A 19060-nucleotide genomic window follows, 5' to 3' on the forward strand; every position below is an offset into this window, starting at 1 on the left:
TTACGACCGCTTGGAGGTGGGTTGAATGAAGCGCTTGAGCGCGGAAAGACCGCTCGCCGTGCGCGACGCGGCGGCCCCCGTGCCACCCGTCACGCGTTCGACGAGCGGCTCGAGCGCGCGCACGTACGGGTCGCGCTCGGCAACGTCGACGATCAGCTTGCCCTGATTGGCCGCATGCCCGATCGGCACGCGCCGCGACGGCAAGGTCACGGCGAGCGAGAGGCCGAGGCGCTCGGCGATCTGCGCGGGCGACAGGCCGAGCGCCGGATCGTACTGGTTGACGACGAGACGCACGTTGCCCGTGTCGACGCCCGCGTCGCGCAGCGAATCGAGCAGCTCGACCGCCGACACGACGGATGCGACGCCCTGGTCGCACAGGAGCCACGATTCGTCGGCCGCGCACGCGGTCTGCGCGACGAAGTCGCGGTTCGAGAAGCCGCCCAGGTCGATGATCTGATAGTCGAAGAACGCGCGCAGACGGTTCAGCAGTCCGACGCAAGACGCGTACGACACGTCGCGCAGCCCGGCGAGATTCGGCGGCAGCGACGTCAGCGCGACGCCGCTCGAATGGCGCGCGAGCGCAGTGTTGACGAAGGTCCGGTCGAAGCGGCGCAGGTTGCGCACCGCCTCGACGAAGTCGAATTCACAGCGCGTGTTCAGGTACAGCGCGCCGTCGCCTGCCGGCAGCCCGAGATCGACGAGCGCCGTCTGCCGTCCCTGCGCGGCCGAGCGCTTCTGCAGCAGCACCGACAGGTTCGCGGCGAGCGTGCTTGCCCCCATCCCGGCGCGCGCGCCGAGAAGCGCGATCAGCTTGCCGTGGCGGCTCGGCTGTTCGCCGACGTGATCGAGGAGCCCGCGCGTGATCCGCAGCGCGTCCTCGGCGGGCGCGGAGAAGTCGACGAAGTCGTGCACGCCCGCGCGCAGCGCAGCGAGCGCGCTCTCCGGCTCCGCGATCGACCCGAGCGCGACGATCGGCAGTCCAGGATGCGACAGGCGCACCGCGGCTGCGGCGGCGCTCGCCGCCTGCGCATGGCCGCCCGAGAAGTCGACGAAGACGAGCACCGGATTGAGCCCGGCGATCCGCTGCGCGAGCGCCGTCGGTTCGAGCGGCGCAGCCTCGACGGCGCCCGCCGAGACGAGCGTCTGCGCGAGCCAGTCCACGTGTTCGCCAAGCGGCGACGCGCAGACGAAGTAGTCGGTGACGGCAGGCTCAGCCAAAGATTGTGCTCTCGCGTTCATGTTGAAGCGTTCCGGTTGCGCGCCGTGTCGCGGCGCTCGCGCTGTCGATGCGGCACGCGCTCATTTCGAGAACCCCGGTCCTGCGTCCGGCGACAGCGCGCCGCCGAGATACGACCGCCATACGGGCCCGTCGCGCTGCTCGGACAGCTCGCCGGGCGTCGCGGGCAGCGACGCGTTCTTCGCGATCGGCGCGACGAGATGCGGCGTCGCGATGATCACGAGTTCCTTGTCGTTCTGCTGATAACTGAGGTGCTTGAAGAACGTGCCGATGACCGGCAGATCGCCGAGGAACGGCACCTTGTCGACGTTCGACGTCGTCTCGCGATCGATCAGGCCGCCGATCACGAAGCTCTCGCCGTCGCCGAGCTCGACCGTCGTGTCCGCGCGGCGCGTCGTGAGCGCGGGCACCGTCACGCCGTTGATCGTGATCGAATGGACGAAGTCGAGCTGACTCGATTCCGGCGCGACCTTGAGCGCGATCCGGCGCGGGCTCAGCACGGTCGGCGTCAGCGTGAGGCCGACGCCGTACGGCTTCCAGTCGATCGAGATCGTGCCGAGCGACTGCGGCACCGGCACCGGAATCTCGCCGCCCGCGAGAAAGCTCGCGCTTTGCCCGGACAGCGCGACGAGCGTCGGCTGCGCGAGCACGCGCGCGAGGTTGTTCGCCTCGAGGATCGACAGGTCGGCGAAAAGGCCGCGCGTCGCCGAGCCGACGACGAGATTGAACGCGGACGCGATCGGAATGTTCGCGGACACCGACATCGACGGCGTCCCGCCGCCCGTCACCGACGCAAGGCCGCTCGGCGCGAACGAGCCGAACGTGAAGCCGTTGTTCTGCTTGAAGAAGTTGAGGCCCGCCTGCTTGAGCACCGAGCGGCTGAATTCGACGACGCGCACGTCGACCTGCACGACGTTCTTGCCGCCGACCGTCGACGCGTCGACGACGCCGCCGTCCTTGCCCGCCATCCCCTTGCCGAGCGCGAGCGCGCGCGCATGCGCGTCGAGCGTCGCGGCCGAGCCGGACATGACCGCCGTGCCGCCGTACGCCTTCACGCTCGGCGAGCCGCCGTCGAGCAGCGCACGCGCGGCGCCGCTCACGACGTTGACCGTGTAGACGGCCGGCTCGTCGCGGCCTCGCTCCCACACCATCAGGCTCGTCGAGCCGGCCGCCTTCGCGACGAGCAGCACGCTTCCTCGCCCGCCCTTCGCGACGAGCACGTCGGCGACGCTCGGATCGCCGACCGCGACCCGCTGCACGTTGCGGCCGACGGAAATCTGCCGCTGCGCGCCCGTCGCGAGCTCGATCGCCCCCATCTCCGCCGCCCGCGCGGCGAACGACAGCAACACGCCGAACGCCATCGCCAATGCAATCAGTCTATTTTTCATCGTGTCGGAAACCGGCGCGAGCCGGCTCTCTCCCTGCCGTCACTGTTCGAATCAATTTGTCGATCAATAGGCGACCGTTTCGGCTCGCCCGCCCCGGATCACTTCGATGCTGCCTCCTGCGCGCGGCGCGGCCGCCACCTGCGCGCCCCGCGGTGCGGCCGCACGCGGCGCCGGCGCGTGCGCGCCGCCGCTGCCCGACAGCTCGCTCAACACGAGCCCCGCCGCCGCCTGGTTCGACGGCCCCGCGCCGCCTAACGCGCGCACGGCGACCGTCTGCGCAGCGACGTCTTCGTCGCGTGGGCTGCGCAGCGCGAGCACGAGCCGTCCGCTCGCTTCGGCGAGCGTCAGCGCGTCGACCTGCGCGGTCGGCACCGCGAGCACCGCGGTGCGCGCGCCCGCGCCCGTCGGGCCCGGCGTGCCGTCACGATCGGCCGTCGCGTCGCCGAACGACAGCACACGCACCCGCGACAACAGCAGCCGCGCCTGCGATTGCGAGATTTCCGAGCCAGTCGTACCGAAGCTGCCTTCGCGCTTCATATTCACGAACACGTCGACGAAGTTGCCGGGACGCAGCCGGTTGCCGACCGCGTTCGTGTCGTCGACCTTGACCGCGACCGCGCGCTCGCCCGGCGCGATCTGGTCGGCGAGCCCCGACATCAGCTCGCTTTCGAGCACGGGCGCCTGCGCGACAATGTCGCTCGCCGGGATGCGGCCCGTGACGAGCGTCGGATTCGGAAACGCGCCGGCGATCGGCGCAGGCATCTGCTGCACCTTGAGCGCGTCGGCGGGAATCGGCTGCCCCGCCGGCAGCGCACGCGTCGCGACGACGACGGGCACCACCGCCGTCGCGACGGCGGTCGCGGCGCTCGGCGCGGCGGGCGCCGGCTTGCGCCCGAGCAGCCACGCGTAAATGCCGAGCAGGATCGCGATCCCGATCAGCAACCCCGCGATGATCTTGGTCAGATGATTGGCCATGGTTGTTATCAGTGCAGCGGCGAAAGAAGTCGTTGGAGAAAACCGCACCGGCTGGCGGCGCGGCGGCCCGGCCTAGTCGATCACGTTCATATGATGTTCGTCGGGTTGATCTGCACCGTCGCCTGGCTCGTCAGCGTCGTCGGCAGCACCGCGTCGAAGAGCGCGACCGTCGGCACGAGCGGATTGGCCGCATACGGATACGTAACCGTCACCTGGATGCAGTACATCGTCGCGTCGTACGAGCAGGTGAAATTCTGCGAGGTCGAGCACGTCGCGCCCGTCAGCCAGCCCGTCAGATTGCTCGCGGCCGTGCACGCGGCCGCTGCACGCAGGCCGAGCGCCGCCGACTGCGTTTGCGCGACCTGGTAGTTGAGCGCCGCGCGCGCGCCCTCCGTCGCGGCGAGCGTCAGGCTCTGCTGCGCGGCGAAGATCATGCCGTACGTGACGATCCCGTAGAGGACCATGAAGAAGACGGGGAACAGGATCGCGAATTCGATCGCGGTCGCGCCGCGCTGGAAGCGCCGCGGCCGGAACTGTCCGAGCGCGTGCTTCATCGCGTGCCTCCGGTATGAACCAGATAGGCGAGCCATGCCGCGGCGGGCGCGGCGAGAAACGCCGCATAAGGCGCGGAGCGGCGCGCGCCGAGCGCGAACACAGGCGCGCCGTGACGCCCGAGCGTGCCGAACGACGTGCGGCTCAGCAGCATGAGGCCGAGCGAGTGAATGCCCGCTGCGATGCTCGCGACGATCCACAGCCACGGCAGCACCGACAGGCCGCACCAAGCGCCGAGCACCGCGAATACTTTGACGTCGGCAGCACCCATCACGCGCAGTGCGAAAAACGGAAAAAGGGAAACGAGACCGACCACCCCGCCGATCAATGCGCCGGCCAATGTCGTCTCGAACGGATTTTGTCGGCAGACTGTAAAAATGATAACGGCAGCAAGACCAACGAACACCAATTCGTTGGGAATACGGCGATCGCGACAATCAGCAATTGCAACAGCCGCAGTCCAGGCGAAAAAGAACCCAATACTGAATAAATGAACCATTTCAGCCCCAGCCGCCCAGCGACGTGTTGCGGATTGCCGAAGCAATCCGCAATTCGTGGTAACGCGCAATTGGAAGTAAACGTTAAGCCGCCGGCAATTTGCTGGCGATCGTGCTGAACAGGTTGCTCAGGTCGGTACCGAGCGTGCCGACCGTCGTCGCGATGGCCACCGCGATGAGACCCGCGATCAATCCGTATTCGATCGCGGTTACCCCTGCCTCCTCCGTGAGGAAGCGATTCATCAGTTGTTTCATGTTGATCCTCGTGCCTTGAGTCCTCATTGGCCTTGCTTTTCGCTATCGGCCGACCTTGCCCCGCCATTCGACTTTAATGTCGGATCGGGCGGTTTCGTTATAACTCCTTTTTCAAGAGTTTCTAACAATTTGATACAAGTTAACATTCATGTCGGCGGCGTCCTCCTCGTATTCCCTGATGTACCAGGCCGTACAATTAGTGCACGAGCGAATCTTATATCTGAACCTTTTTTTGTTCCACATTTTTGTCAATTTTGATCAGACAACATGACTGCGCGCACGCTTATTTTTATGACTTGTCGGTACTCCTTACACATAAGGACTTACGATAGGTTAGATCTATATACCTAATTCATTGGCAAAAAGATCGATTCAAATATCGATGACCCATCCCGTGCATGGGGCGCACGTTACGCCGCACGCGTAACGCAAAGCGCGTGGCGTTACGTTACGAACGCATAAAAACTCGGCCGCCGCGCGCACCTCCCGCTCCTTTTCAAGCAACGTCCCGCCTCGCTCAAATCCTTTACCGACAAGGGTTTGCGGGAAGTCATTGCACGCACCGAAAAGTTCGTCCAGCGAAATGGCACGCCAGTTGCAGAGCAATCACTCGCAAGTGCAGCACACCAATGATCAGACAACACACCAATGCGAGGACGATATGAACACCCAGACGATTTCCCATGGCACGCTCCGGACGACTTTGATCGCGGCCACCGTGGCAGCCATGCTCTCCCTCTCCGCTTGCGGCGGCTCCGGCTCGATCAGCAAGGGGCTCGACGGCTCGGGCTCCAGTAGCGGCAACGCAATTTCCACGACGGGCGACGGTTCGGGTTCGGGCGGCACGAGCGGCTCGGGTTCGAGCGGCGGCTCGACTTCCGGCGGCGGCTCGACTTCCGGCGGCGGCTCGACTTCCGGCGGCGGCTCGACTTCCGGCGGCGGTTCGACTTCCGGCGGCGGCACGTCGACCTCGTCGAGCGTCAATGCGCTCGGTACGATCGCCGGCAACACGGGCGGCATCATCGGCGGCGTCGGCTCGACCGTGTCGGGTGTCGGTACCGTCGTCGGCAGCCAGACGCTGCCCGGCGCGAACCCGCAGACGACGCAAGCGCTCGGCGGCATCGTCCAGAACCTCGGCGGCGCCGTCAGCGCGCTTGGCACGGGCGTGACGAGCGGCATCGGCCAGCTCGGCTCGTCGACGAACCCGATCGGCACGACCGTCGCAAGCACGGGCGGCGTGGTCAGCCAGCTGGGCGGCGCCGTCACGCAAACGGGCAACCTCGTCACGAGCCTCGGCACGGGCCCGCTCGCGCCGCTGTCGCCCCTCACGTCGCCGCTCGGCGGTGCGGTCAGCACGCTCGGCAACGCAATCACCGCAGGCGGCACGACGCTCACCACCGCACTGTCGACGGGCCCCGTCCAGCAACTGACGCAAACGGTCAGCTCGGCGATCACGCCGATCACGTCGATGGTCACGGGCACGACGCAAACGGTCGGCAACGTGACGGGCCTCGGCGCGCCCGTCAACACGCTGCTCGGCACGATCGGCGGCGGCCTGAACCAGGCCGGCGCGCTGATCACGAAGACGGGCAGCAATCCGGTCACGACGAGCCTCGGCCAGACGGTGTCGGCAACCGGCAACACGATCACGTCGGTCGGCGGCCTGCTGACGGGCGGTACCGGCTCGACGAATCCGCTCGCGCCGATCACAGCCGCGGTCGGCAGCCTGACGGGCACGCTGAGCGGCGTCGGCGGAGCGACCTCGGGCACTCCGCTCGCTCCGCTGACGAACGTCGTGTCGACGGTGACGGGCGCGCTCACGGGCGCAGCAGGCGGCACGTCGACGAGCAATCCGCTCGCCCCCGTCACCGGCCTCGTGTCGACCGTCACGGGCGCGCTCACGGGTGCCACCGGCGGCACGACGTCGAGCAACCCGCTCGCCCCCGTCACCGGCCTCGTGTCGACCGTCACGGGCGCGCTCGCGGGCGCCACCGGCGGCACGACGTCGACGAGCCCGCTCGCCCCGGTCACGAACCTCGTGTCGACCGCGACGGGCGCACTCGGCGGCGCGACGACCGCGCCGACGACGAGCTCGACGACCGCCGCGACGAACCCTGTCGCGAGCCTCACCGCGCCACTGACCGGCACGAGCAGCGGCACGAGCGGGTCGACCAACCTGCTGTCGCCCGTCACGTCGCTCGTCGGCGGCCTGCTCGGCGGCATCAAGAAGTAAACCGGGCCGGCGCCCACCCAGCATCAAAAAAGACAGCGAGGAGCAGCATCATGAATCAGCAACGTTTCGTTCCGTCGTCCGCGCTTGCGGCCTGGCGCGTTCCGCTCACCGCGCTCGCGACCGCGTGCGTACTCGCCGCGTGCGGCGGCAGCGACATCGCCGCGCCACCGTCCGCGGGCGACAGCGGCAGCGGCGGCAAGACGACGCCGACCAACCCGAATAACCCGACGCCGACCGCGACCGGCACGTCCGGCGTCGTCAACACGCTCGGCAAGACCGCGACCGATCTCGGCAACACGATCGGCTCGACGAGCGTGCCGGGCCTCGGCAGCGGCGTCACGCAAGGCGTCGGCGCGACGGTCGGCAGCACGGGCGGCATCCTCAACGCCGCGGCGGACGCGGTGAGCAACGGCCTCGGCCAGATAGGCTCGACGCAGAATCCGGTCGGCACGACGGTCGCCGGCCTCGGCAACGTCGTGAGCGCGGCGAGCAACACCGTGCAAGGTCTCAGCCAGACCGTGCAGGCTGTCGGCACGGGCCCGCTCGCACCGCTTTCGCCCGTCACGACGCCCGTCGCAGGCGCGCTCGCGACGGCGGCGAACGGCGTGAACGCGGCCGGCACGATGCTCGGCAACGCGCTGTCGACAGGTCCCGTCCAGCAGATCACGCAGCCGATCAGCTCGGCCGTGACGCCGCTCGTCATCACGGCGGGCCAGGTCACTCAGACGGTCGGCACGACGACGGGCGTCGGCCAGCCGGTGTCGGGCCTGCTGCAGCAAGTCGGCGGCGCGATCAGCTCGGCCGGCCATCAGATCGCGGGTACGTCGTCGCAGCCGCTCGTCGGCGACGTCGGCCAGCTCGTGTCGTCGGTCGGCAACACCGTGACGAACACGGGCGGCCTCGTCAATCCCGCCGCACCGAACGGAGCGGCGCCGATCCCGGGTCTCATCACGAGTCTCGTCGGCGGCTCGACGGCAACGGTCGCCACCGGTTCGGGTTCGGGCTCGGGCTCCACGCTTAGCAACCCGCTGAGCGGCGTGTTGTCGAGCCTCGGCGGAGGCGCACTCGGCGGGAGCGCCACGTCCGGCGGCGCGAGCAATCCGCTCGCACCGGTCACGAGCCTCGCGAGCGGCGGCACGGGTGGTAGTACAAACCCGCTCGCGCCCGTTACCGGTTTGCTGAATACTGTCACGGGCGCGCTCACGGGCGCGACGGGATCGAGCGGCGGCACGAATCCGCTCGCCCCCATCACGTCGCTCACGGGCGGCGCGACCTCGTCGACGGGCAGCTCGACCGGGCTCCTCGCACCGGTGACGAACACCCTCGGGACGCTGGGCAGCATTAGTAAGTGATACGAAGCACTGCGCGCCCCCTCCGGCGGGGAGCGCGCAATCGGATTGGAACAACGGAAGACCACGATGCGCGGCGCGCGATATGCCGCGCATCTGCATTAGAAGATCACAAGCACAAAGAGGCCCACGAGGAATCACAATGAAATCCAGACACGAATCTTGGATGCTGTTGCTCGCGCTCGTTGCGGCCGCCGGCGCCGCGCACGCGCAAAGCCGGTCGGGCGGCAACCCGCTCGAATCGCTGCCGCAAATCAACACGCCGCAGCGGCCGAGCGTGACCGTGCAGGTCGCGCCGCAGGAAGTCCAGGTGCAGGCGCTGCTCGCCCGCCATCTGACGCCGACTTCGTTCCAGGTCGAAGGCGTCAAGTCGATTCCGTTCGAAGAGATCTCGCAGCGCTTCACACCGCTCGTCGGCAAGGACATCACGATCGGCCAGTTGATCGAAATGGCGAACGGCGTGACGAAGCTGTATCAGGCGCGCGGCTACGCACTGTCGTTCGCGTTCATCCCCGCGCAGACGTTCGAAGGCGGCGTCGTGCGCGTGACGGTCGTCGAAGGCTACGTCGCGAACGTGAAGATCACCGGCCGGCCCGGCGCGATGGAGCCGAAGGTCCGCGCGATCGCCGCGCACATCATGGACGACCGGCCGCTGCGCCGCGCGACGTTCGAGCGCTATGTGAACACGTTCGGCCTCTTGCCCGGCGTCACGGTGAAGGCGAACGTGCCGCCGCCGCAGAACACCGACGGCGCGACGACGCTCGAGCTCAACGTCGATCGCAAGCCGTTCAACGTAAGCGCGGGGCTCAACACGAACAACCCCGGCTTGCAGGGGCTCTTCACGGTGACCGAGAACGGCCTCACCTCGCTCGGCGAGCAGATGAGCATCTCCGCCCTCTTCCCGAAAGGCCCGAACAACCAGACGTACGTGTCGTTCAACGGCGCCGTGCCGATCGGCAGCAACGGCCTCGTCACACGTCTCGACGCGAGTCACTACCGTGGCAATCCGTCGGTCGACCAGACGGTGCTGCCGAACGTCCAGCGCACCGTCATCAACGACAAGCTCGGCCTGTCCGCATCCTATCCGCTGATGCTGAGCAACCAGCGCAGCCTGCTCGGCACGGTGTCGGGCTACGCGTCGCACAGCGAAGATCGCTACCAGAACCAGATCACGGGTGCGATGATCGGCACGCGCTCGCAAGTGCGCGTGCTGCAGATGCAGCTCGACTACACGAGCGTGCAGCCGAAGCAGGTCCAGAAGCTGAGCTTCAACGTCGCGAAGGCGTTCGACATTCTCGGCGCGTCGAAATCGGGCATCACGAACATTCCCGGCGTCACCGCGACGAATCCAGCATCGACGACGTTCGTGCGCACGGGCGCGACGTTCGTGCAGACGAATGAGTGGCCGTTCAAGATCGGCTCGACCGTGCAGCTCACCGGCCAGTACAGCCCCGATTCGTTGCCGACCACCGAGCAGATCTCGTTCGGCGCGCAGCGCTTCGCGCTCGGCTATCAGCCGGGCGAGACGTCGGGGGATTCCGGCTGGGGCGCGTCGCTCGAGCTCAATCGCGCATTCGCGCCGGGCTTCACGTATCTGAAGAACATCACGCCATACGTCGTATACGACATGGCGCGCGTGTATCTGCATTCGGGCACGCCGGTGCCGCGCAGGCTGTCGTCGGTCGGGCTCGGCGTGCGCTTGACCGACAGCCGCTTCTACAACCTCGACGTGTCGATCGCGAAGCCCGTCGGCGACTCGCCGATCGAGAGCGCATCGCGCAGCCCGCGCGTGAATGCGTCGTTCTCCTATCAGCTCTACTGACGCGCTCGCGCCCTTCCCGCTTCGCTTCGCGCACGCGGCCCGTCATGCGACGGGCCGCTTCCGTTTTCACTTCACATCTTCACGTCGATTAGAAGCACTTGTATCAAACGCGGCGCGCGGATTCACGTATTCTGCGCGAAGCTCGCACGCATCGCCGTTCGACGCAAACGGCCCGCGAGCCCGATGAAAATGACATTGTGCGATCCAAGGAGGAAGACATGTTTCAAATGACCCGTTCACTGCGCTCGATCACCGTTGCAGGCGCGCTCCTCGCATGCGCTGCGAGCGCATTCGCTCAAGCGGACAGCCCGATCGGCACGTGGCAGACGATCGACGACCACACGGGCAAGCCGAAGGCGCTCGTGCAAATCAGCGAAGACTCGAGCGGCGAGCTGTCGGGCAAGGTTCTCAAGGGCCTCGGCGAGAACGACACGCCGGATCGCCGCTGCACCGCGTGCACCGACGAACGCAAGGATCAGCTGATCAAGGGCATGACGATCATCAAGGCGATGAAGAAGGAAGGCGACGGCTGGGACGGCGGCAACATCCTCGACCCGGAAAACGGCAAGGTCTACAAATGCAAGATGAAGCTCGAAGAAGGCGGCCAGAAGCTCGTCGTGCGCGGCTACATCGGCGTGTCGCTGCTCGGTCGCTCGCAGACCTGGATGCGCGCTGCGCAATAAGCCCGTTTGACGTCGACAAGCGCGGCTTGTCGACGCTCGCGTTCTGCGTTTCGCGAACGCTGGCGGCAAAACAAAACCGGCCTGTGCATTTCCGCCAGGCCGGTTTTTTCATGCGCGCGTCGCGTCAGATCATGTGCTCGAGCGCGCGATCGCGGCGAGGCGCGGTCGATGTCGTCGACGCTCCGCCGCTGCGCGCTTCCGCCGCTTTCGAGCGCGTATGCGTCCGCATGCGCATCGCCATCAGCTCGCTCAGATCGTCGCTTTCTGCGCCGAACAGCTCGACCAGCACGCGCTTCAACGCGCCTGAGTCGTGCCACGCCTTGAAGCGGCGATGACACGTCTGATACGCGGGAAAACGGCGCGGCATCGCCGACCAGTTCGCGCCGCTGTAAATCACCCACAGCACGCCGTTCAGCACCGCGCGCGTATCCGCGAGCGGCCTGCCGCGCAACTCCTTGCGCGGACGCAGCTCGGGCAGCAACGGAGCGACGCGCTGCCACTCCTCATCATTGATATCGCGATACGGCGTCATGTGTCTCTCCGTTCGTGAAGAACATGACGCAACGATATCGAGACGAATCGGCATTGGATACGACGCGCATGCCGATTTAAGAATAGTTAATACCGAATTAACCGAAGTTAACCGTCTGGCGTGCTTTTTCGAATTCGGGTCGGGTCGTTCGGGGTTCGCGCCGTGCAATATGCAACCGTCGGCCAGTCGGGTCGGATCAGGTCAGCGACGTATCGATCAGGCGTCGCGGCGTCTCGAGATACTCCTTCGACTGCATTTCGACGATGCGCGAGACCGTCCGGCTGAATTCGTTCGCCATCGGTCCTTCGATGTACAGATCCTCTGCGGGCACCGCGGCCGACATCAGCAGCTTGACCTTGTGGTCGTACAGCACGTCGATGAGCCACGTGAAGCGGCGCGCCTCGGACGCCATCCGCGGCGACATCTGCGGCACCTCGGACAGCACGATCGCATGGAAGCGGCTCGCGAGCTCGAGATAGTCGTTCTGCGAGCGCGGGCCGCCGCAGAGCGTCGCGAAATCGAACCAGACGACGCCGTCCGCGCGGCGCAGCGCCTTGATCTCGCGCTTTTCGATGTGCAGGATCGGGCTCTCGTCGGGCACCGCGGCGAGCTGCGCGAACGCATGGCGCAGCGCGCGATCGGCTTCCGCGCCGAGCGGCGTGTGATACATCCGCACCTGCGTGAGCGTGCGCTGCCGGTAGTCGATGCCTGCGTCGACGTTCAGCACGTCGAGCTTGTCCTTCAAGAGCGCGATCGCCGGCAGCATGCGGTCGCGATGCAATCCGTCGGGGTACAGATCGTCCGGATCGTAATTGGACGTCATCACGAACTGCACGCCATTCAAAAACAGCCGGTCGAGCAGCCGGTACAGGATCATCGCATCGGCGATGTCCGACACGTGAAATTCGTCGAAGCAGATGAGCCGATAGCGCTTCGCGATGCGGCGCGCGAGCTCGTCGAGCGGATCGGCCTGCCCTTTGAGCTCCTCGAGCTCGCGATGCACTTCGCGCATGAATTCGTGGAAATGCAGCCGCGTCTTGCGCTGCACCGGCACGACCGCATAGAAGCTGTCCATCAGGAAGCTCTTGCCGCGCCCGACGCCGCCCCACATGTAGACGCCGCGCGGCAGATCCGGGCGAATGACGAGTTTCTTGAACGCATTCGAGCGACGCGCCTTGTAGGCGACCCATTCGCCATAACAGCGCTGCAGGCGTTCGACCGCGGCGCGCTGCGCGGCATCGGACTGATAGCCGCGCGTCTTCAGCTCGTGCTCGTAGTATTCGGTGACGTTCATCATGCAAACCGGCAAAAACGAAGGCGAGCGGGAAACCCCGCCCGCCTTCGCCGAGAAACTGCGACGCCGGCCGCGACGGCCGGCGCGCGGTGCTGCGTTTTCGCGCTTAGCTGTTGAGCGAGCGCTTGTCGACGGCGAGCGCCGCTTCGCGCATCACTTCGGACAACGACGGGTGCGGATGGCAGATCCGGGCGATGTCTTCCGACGCCGCCTTGAATTCCATCGCGACCACGGCTTCGGCGATCAAGTCCGACGCGTTCGGCGAGATCACGTGCACGCCGAGCAGTTCGTCCGTCTTCGCGTCGGCGATCATCTTCACGAAACCGTCCGAACGGCCCATGCCGAGCGCGCGGCCGTTGATCGAGAACGGGAACTTGCCCGACTTGATCTCGCGGCCTTCCGCCTTCAGTTGCTGCTCGGTCTTGCCGACCCACGCGATTTCCGGCTCGGTGTAGATCACCCACGGAATGCAGTTGTAGTCGATGTGCGGCTTTTGGCCGTCGATCACTTCCGCGACGAGCACGCCTTCGTCTTCTGCCTTGTGCGCGAGCATCGGGCCGCGCACGACGTCGCCGATCGCGTAGACGTTCGGCACCGCGGTGCGGCAGTGGTCGTCGACGTCGATGAAGCCGCGCTCGTTCGCCTTCAGGCCGATCGCTTCGAGGCCGAGGTTGTCGGTGTTCGGCACGCGGCCGATCGACACGATCAGGCGATCCGCTTCGAGCGTCTTCGCGCTGCCGTCCTTGTCCGTGTACGCGATCGACACGCCGCTCGCGCCCGCCTTCACTTCGTCGATCTTCACGCCGAGGTTGATGTCGAGGCCCTGCTTCTTGAACAGCTTCGCCGCTTCCTTGGCGAGCGCTTCGTCGGCCGCGCCGAGGAATGCCGGCAGCGCTTCGAGCACCGTCACTTCGGCGCCGAGGCGACGCCACACCGAGCCGAGCTCGAGGCCGATCACGCCCGCGCCGATCACGGCGAGCTTCTTCGGCACCGCATCGAACGTCAGCGCGCCTTCGTTGTCCGCGACGATCTTGTTGTCGACCGGCACGTTCGGCAGATGGCGCGCCTTCGAGCCCGTCGCGATGATCACGTTCTTCGCGGTGACGACTTCGGTTTCGCCTTCGCCGCTCACTTCGATCTGCACGCCGGCGTCGGTCTTGCCGGTGAACTTGCCGTGGCCCTTCAGCCACGTGATCTTGTTCTTCTTGAACAGGAACTCGATTCCGCCCGTCATCTTCTCGACGATCGCATCCTTGCGGCCGATCATCTTCGCGACGTCCATCTTCACGTCGCCGACGCTGATGCCGTGGTCGGCGAGGTGATGCGACGCCTTCTCGAACTCTTCCGACGAGGCGAGGAGCGCCTTCGACGGGATGCAGCCAACGTTCAGGCACGTGCCGCCCAACTTCAGCGCGCCCGCCGGGTTCTTCCATTTTTCGATGCAGGCAACCGTTTTGCCCAACTGCGCGGCGCGGATCGCCGCGATGTAGCCGCCAGGGCCGGCGCCGATCACGACGACGTCAAATTCCTTCGACATGACAATCCTTTGATTTGGCTGCGGCGCGCCGAACGGGCGCCCGGGAAGGGGCGCCCGCGCGGCTCGCCGCAGCGGTTCGATGCGGTAAAAGCGTGCTTACAGGTCGAGCAGCAGGCGCGCCGGATCTTCGAGCGCGTCCTTCATCGCGACGAGCGACAGCACCGCTTCGCGGCCGTCGATGATCCGGTGGTCGTACGACAGCGCGAGGTAGTTGATCGGACGGATCACGATCTGGCCGTTCTCGACGACCGGGCGCTCTTTCGTCGCATGCACGCCGAGGATTGCCGACTGCGGCGGGTTGATGATCGGGGTCGACAGCATCGAGCCGAACACGCCGCCGTTCGAGATCGAGAACGTACCGCCCGTCATTTCGTCGATCGACAGCTTGCCGTCCTTCGCCTTCTGGCCGAATTCGGCGATCTTCTTCTCGATCTCGGCGAGGCTCAGCTGATCCGCGTTGCGCAGGATCGGCACGACGAGGCCGCGCGGCGAACCGACCGCGATGCCGATGTCGAAGTAGCCGTGGTAGACGATGTCGTTACCGTCGATCGACGCATTCACGAGCGGGAACTTCTTCAGCGCGTGGACCGCGGCCTTCACGAAGAACGACATGAAGCCGAGCTTCACGCCGTGTTCCTTCTCGAACTTGTCCTTGTACTTCGCACGCAGGTCCATGACAGGCTGCATGTTCACTTCGTTGAACGTCGTCAGGATCGCGTTCGTCTGCTGCGACTCGAGCAGACGCTCGGCGATGCGCGCGCGCAGACGCGACATCGGCACGCGCTGTTCCGGACGGTCGTTGAGCCACGTCGTCGCCGACGCCGGCACCTTCACTTCCGGCAGCGCCGGCTTCGCGGCGGCCAACGCCCGCGCGGCGGCCGGAGCGGCCTTCGGCGCGCTGCCCGCGGACAGCACGTCACCCTTCGTGATGCGGCCGTCGCGGCCCGAGCCGGCGACGTCGCCTGCGGCGAGACCCTTCTCGGCCATCAGCTTCGCGGCGGACGGTGCTGCGGCAGCCGTGCTCGACGCAGCGGCGGCAGCCGGTTGCGCGGCCGGTGCGGCAGCGGGCGCGGCTGCCGGCTGGACTTCGGCGGCGCCTGCCGCAGCCGCGGCGGCGCCCGCCTTCGCTTCGGTGTCGATCGTCGCGATCAGCTGGTCGGCGACGACCGTGTCACCATCGTTCTGCAGCACTTGCGCGAGCACGCCCGCGGCGGGCGCCGGCACTTCGAGGACGACCTTGTCGGTCTCGAGCTCGATCAGGATTTCGTCTTGCGCGACGGCTTCGCCGGGCTTCTTCTTCCACTGCAGCATGGTCGCTTCCGAAACCGATTCGGAGAGCTGGGGGACTTTGACTTCTACGATAGCCATTTGAATTTCCTGGATGCTTAATCTGGGTAATGACGAGACGTCTGCGCGCGCTGTCGGGAGTCGCGGCGCACGGCGCCTGCGATCGAAAGCGTGCGGGAAAGCGCACCGCGCCTTCCCGCTTCGCTACGTCTCTTTATTTCGCGATCGATGCGCTCTTCAAGCGGCCGAATGCGCCTTCGATGAGGGCCTTCTGCTGCTCGTAGTGCTTCGCGTAATAGCCGACGGCCGGCGAGGCGGAAGCCGGGCGGCCGCTGTACGCGAGCTTCTGCCCTTCCTTCATACCTTCCTTCAGGTGGTGTTCGACGTAGAACCACGGCCCCTGATTTTGCGGCTCGTCCTGCACCCAGACCACTTCCGTCGCATTCTCGAACTTCTTCATCTCCGCTTCAAACTGCTTGTGCGCGAACGGATAGAGCTGCTCGATCCGGACGATCGCGACGTCGTTCGCCTTCGCTTCGCGGCGATGCGCGACGAGGTCGTAGTACACGCGGCCCGAACAGATCAGCACGCGCTTGACCTTCTTCGCGTCGATGCCGCCGTCGATTTCGCCCAGCACCGGCTGGAACGAGCCCTTCGCCAGCTCCGACAGGTCCGACACCGCTTCCTTGTGGCGCAGCAGCGACTTCGGCGTCGCCACGACGAGCGGCTTGCGGAACAGGCGGATCATCTGACGGCGCAGCAGATGGAAAATCTGCGCCGGCGTCGTCGGCTGCACCACTTGCATGTTGTGATCCGCGCAGAGCTGCAGGAAACGCTCGATGCGAGTCGACGAGTGCTCCGGACCCTGGCCTTCGTAGCCGTGCGGCAGCAGCATCGTCAGACCCGACACGCGGCCCCACTTCACTTCGCCCGACGAGATGAACTGGTCGATCACGACCTGCGCGCCGTTGACGAAGTCGCCGAACTGCGCTTCCCACGCGACGAGCGTGTTCGGCTCGGCGGTCGAGTAGCCGTATTCGAAGCCCAGCACCGCCTCTTCCGACAGCACCGAGTCGATCACCGTGAACTTCGCCTGGCCTTCGGCGATGTTCTGCAGCGGCACGTAGGTGCCGTCGTTCCAGCGCTCGCGGTTCTGGTCGTGCAGCACCGCGTGACGGTGGGTGAACGTGCCGCGGCCCGAGTCCTGGCCGGTCAGTCGCACGGCGTAGCCCGACGCGACGAGCGATGCGAACGCGAGGTGCTCGCCCATGCCCCAGTCGAGCGGCTGCTCGCCGCGCGCCATCGCGCGACGGTCGTTGATCACGCGCTCGACGAGCGGGTGGACCTTGAAGTTCTCGGGCACCGTCGTGATGCGTTCGCCGAGGCGCTTCAGCTCGGCGAGCGGCACCGCGGTGTCGGCCGCGTCAGTCCACTTGCGGTTCAGGAACGGCATCCAGTCGACCGCGTACTTGCTCTTGTAGTTCGACAGCACCGGATCGACCGTGTGATGGCCGTCGTCCATCGCCTTGCGGTACGCCTTCACGAAGCCGTCGCCTTCTTCAGCCGTGATCACGCCCTGCTGGACGAGCTTCTCTGCGTACAGCGCACGGGTGCCCGGGTGCTGCGCGATCTTCTTGTACATCAGCGGCTGCGTGACGGCAGGCGTGTCCTGCTCGTTGTGGCCGAGCTTGCGGAAGCAGACGATGTCGATCACGACATCCTTGTGGAACTGCATCCGGTAGTCGATCGCGATCCGCGTCGCGAGCACGACCGCTTCCGGATCGTCGCCGTTCACGTGCAGCACCGGCGCCTCGATCATCTTGACGACGTCGGTACAGTACAGCGTCGAGCGCGAATCGCGCGGGTCCGACGTCGTGAAGCCGATCTGGTTGTTGATGACGATGTGCAGCGTGCCGTGCGTGCCGTAGCCGCGCGTCTGCGCGAGGTTCAGCGTTTCCATCACGACGCCCTGGCCCGCGAACGCCGCGTCGCCGTGGATCTGCACGGGCAGCACTTGCAGACCGTCGGCGTCGCCGCGGCGGTCCATCCGCGCCTTCGCGGAACCTTCGACCACCGGGTTGACGATTTCGAGGTGCGACGGGTTGAACGCGAGCGACAGGTGAACCGGGCCGCCTTCCGTCGAGACGTCCGACGAGAAGCCCTTGTGATACTTCACGTCGCCTGCCGGCAGATCGTCGACGTGCTTGCCTTCGAATTCGGCGAAGAGATCGGCCGGCATCTTGCCGAGCGTGTTCACGAGCACGTTCAGACGGCCGCGGTGCGCCATGCCGATGACGATTTCCTGTACGCCCTTCGAGCCCGCGTGCTGAACGACTTCGTCCATCGACGCGATGAAGCTCTCGCCGCCTTCGAGCGAGAAGCGCTTCTGGCCGACGTACTTCGTGTGCAGGTAGCGCTCGAGGCCTTCGGCGGCCGTCAGGCGGTTCAGGATGTGCTTCTTCTTGTCAGCCGAGAAGTTCGGCGTCGCGCGGATCGTCTCGAGGCGATCCTGCCACCAGCGCTTCTGCTCAGGGTCGCCGATGTACATGAACTCCGCGCCGATCGTGCCGCAGTACGTGTCGCGCAGACCCTTGACGATGTCGCGCAGCGATGCCTGCTCGAAACCGAAATACAGGTTGCTCGCGCTGAACGTCTGGTCGAGGTCGGCTTCGGAGAAATCGTAGAACGCGGGTTCCAGCTCGGGAATCGCGGGACGCTCGCGGCGCTTCAGGGGATCGAGATTGGCCCATTGCGAGCCGAGGAAGCGATAAGCGCTGATGAGCGACTGAACGTGAACTTGCTTGCGAGCGGTAGCGAGGTTGCCGCCGCTTTCGCGCGGGATGAAAGCACTGGCCTTCGCGCGCTGCGCGAACGATTCGACGATCGGATTGTGGGCCACGTCGCTCGCGTTGGAACCGTCGGTCGCGGGAACATTTTGCAGTGCGTCGAAATATTCGCGCCAGTTTTCCGGCACCGACGCCGGATTATCCAAATAGGCTTCGTACAGTTCTTCAACATACGAAGCGTTGCCGCCGAACAAATACGAGTTCAGCTGGAACTGCTTCATTACATCTGACATTTGACGCTCACCTTTCTTCGAGCTTCTCGAGAAATAGCGGGTTACTCAACCTTCCGCGACACGGCCTGACCGTTTAGCGGATTGCGCGAATCAAGTCTTGCTTGGAAGGACCTAAAACTTGCGTGCGCGCAGCATATCACAGAAAACCCTGCGGCGAGCACGGCGATAGCGCCCTGAAAGCCCGTCCCGACGGGCTTTCGCGCGGTTCGCGATCATTCCGGCGACGGCATGCAACACTGTTTTTCAAACGGCGCGCCCACCCTCTTTCCGCGCATGCGAAAAAGCCGCCCGAAGGCGGCTCTTTCGATGCGTCGCGGAGGAGGCGGTGCGACGCGCGGAC

15 protein-coding genes are annotated in these 19060 nt (G+C 66.0%); 4 read left to right on the forward strand and 11 right to left on the reverse strand.

The window, feature by feature from the left end:
• The 6 genes from WS69_RS04115 to WS69_RS04140 form a co-directional block, all read right to left on the reverse strand.
• Complete coding sequence (locus WS69_RS04115) at window positions 1-1239, reverse strand: fimbrial protein (RefSeq protein ID WP_059469540.1); 1239 nt, start codon at window positions 1237-1239, stop codon at window positions 1-3.
• A gap of 60 nt (window positions 1240-1299) precedes the next feature.
• Window positions 1300-2625: a type II and III secretion system protein family protein gene (locus WS69_RS04120; RefSeq protein ID WP_059469541.1), complete on the reverse strand. Its 1326-nt coding sequence runs from the start codon at window positions 2623-2625 to the stop codon at window positions 1300-1302.
• A gap of 63 nt (window positions 2626-2688) precedes the next feature.
• Entirely contained in the window at window positions 2689-3600 is a 912-nt protein-coding gene (cpaB, locus tag WS69_RS04125) for a Flp pilus assembly protein CpaB (RefSeq protein WP_059469542.1), read from the reverse strand.
• 86 nt (window positions 3601-3686) lie between these two features.
• The gene (locus WS69_RS04130) at window positions 3687-4154 is read right to left on the reverse strand and encodes a TadE/TadG family type IV pilus assembly protein (protein WP_059469543.1); all 468 of its coding nucleotides are present in this window, start codon (window positions 4152-4154) and stop codon (window positions 3687-3689) included.
• Window positions 4151-4651, reverse strand: coding sequence for an A24 family peptidase (locus tag WS69_RS04135; protein ID WP_059469544.1), 501 nt, complete (start codon window positions 4649-4651; stop codon window positions 4151-4153). Before WS69_RS04135 ends, WS69_RS04130 begins: the two co-directional genes overlap by 4 nt.
• 82 nt (window positions 4652-4733) lie before the next feature.
• Window positions 4734-4931 (reverse strand): Flp family type IVb pilin, encoded by a 198-nt coding sequence (locus WS69_RS04140; RefSeq protein WP_162498962.1) that lies wholly within the window; start codon window positions 4929-4931, stop codon window positions 4734-4736.
• A gap of 634 nt (window positions 4932-5565) precedes the next feature.
• On the opposite strand from WS69_RS04140, the gene WS69_RS04145 reads away from it, so the two are divergent.
• The 4 genes from WS69_RS04145 to WS69_RS04160 all read left to right on the forward strand — a co-directional run bounded on the left by WS69_RS04145 (window position 5566) and on the right by WS69_RS04160 (window position 10991).
• Complete coding sequence (locus WS69_RS04145) at window positions 5566-7137, forward strand: collagen-like triple helix repeat-containing protein (RefSeq protein WP_059469546.1); 1572 nt, start codon at window positions 5566-5568, stop codon at window positions 7135-7137.
• Between the two features lie 50 nt (window positions 7138-7187).
• Complete coding sequence (locus WS69_RS04150) at window positions 7188-8489, forward strand: collagen-like triple helix repeat-containing protein (protein WP_059469547.1); 1302 nt, start codon at window positions 7188-7190, stop codon at window positions 8487-8489.
• 163 nt (window positions 8490-8652) lie between these two features.
• Window positions 8653-10308, forward strand: coding sequence for a ShlB/FhaC/HecB family hemolysin secretion/activation protein (locus WS69_RS04155; RefSeq protein WP_197419202.1), 1656 nt, complete (start codon window positions 8653-8655; stop codon window positions 10306-10308).
• Between the two features lie 218 nt (window positions 10309-10526).
• Complete coding sequence (locus WS69_RS04160) at window positions 10527-10991, forward strand: DUF2147 domain-containing protein (protein ID WP_010104067.1); 465 nt, start codon at window positions 10527-10529, stop codon at window positions 10989-10991.
• A gap of 124 nt (window positions 10992-11115) precedes the next feature.
• On the opposite strand, the gene WS69_RS04165 is transcribed toward WS69_RS04160, so the two are convergent.
• The 5 genes from WS69_RS04165 to WS69_RS04185 all read right to left on the reverse strand — a co-directional run bounded on the left by WS69_RS04165 (window position 11116) and on the right by WS69_RS04185 (window position 18720).
• Window positions 11116-11523, reverse strand: coding sequence for a transposase (locus WS69_RS04165; RefSeq protein ID WP_059469549.1), 408 nt, complete (start codon window positions 11521-11523; stop codon window positions 11116-11118).
• A 196-nt stretch (window positions 11524-11719) separates the two neighbouring features.
• Window positions 11720-12817, reverse strand: a complete 1098-nt coding sequence (gene zapE / locus WS69_RS04170; protein WP_059469582.1) for a cell division protein ZapE — start codon at window positions 12815-12817, stop codon at window positions 11720-11722.
• 106 nt (window positions 12818-12923) lie between these two features.
• Entirely contained in the window at window positions 12924-14354 is a 1431-nt protein-coding gene (lpdA, locus tag WS69_RS04175) for a dihydrolipoyl dehydrogenase (RefSeq protein ID WP_059469550.1), read from the reverse strand.
• Window positions 14355-14450: 96 nt separating this feature from the next.
• The gene (gene odhB / locus WS69_RS04180; protein WP_059469551.1) at window positions 14451-15722 is read right to left on the reverse strand and encodes a 2-oxoglutarate dehydrogenase complex dihydrolipoyllysine-residue succinyltransferase; all 1272 of its coding nucleotides are present in this window, start codon (window positions 15720-15722) and stop codon (window positions 14451-14453) included.
• A 133-nt stretch (window positions 15723-15855) separates the two neighbouring features.
• Window positions 15856-18720, reverse strand: a complete 2865-nt coding sequence (locus WS69_RS04185) for a 2-oxoglutarate dehydrogenase E1 component (RefSeq protein ID WP_059469552.1) — start codon at window positions 18718-18720, stop codon at window positions 15856-15858.
• Between the last annotated feature and the right edge of the window lie 340 nt (window positions 18721-19060).

It is taken from the genome of Burkholderia sp. BDU5 (assembly GCF_001522845.1).
Taxonomy (GTDB): domain Bacteria; phylum Pseudomonadota; class Gammaproteobacteria; order Burkholderiales; family Burkholderiaceae; genus Burkholderia; species Burkholderia mayonis.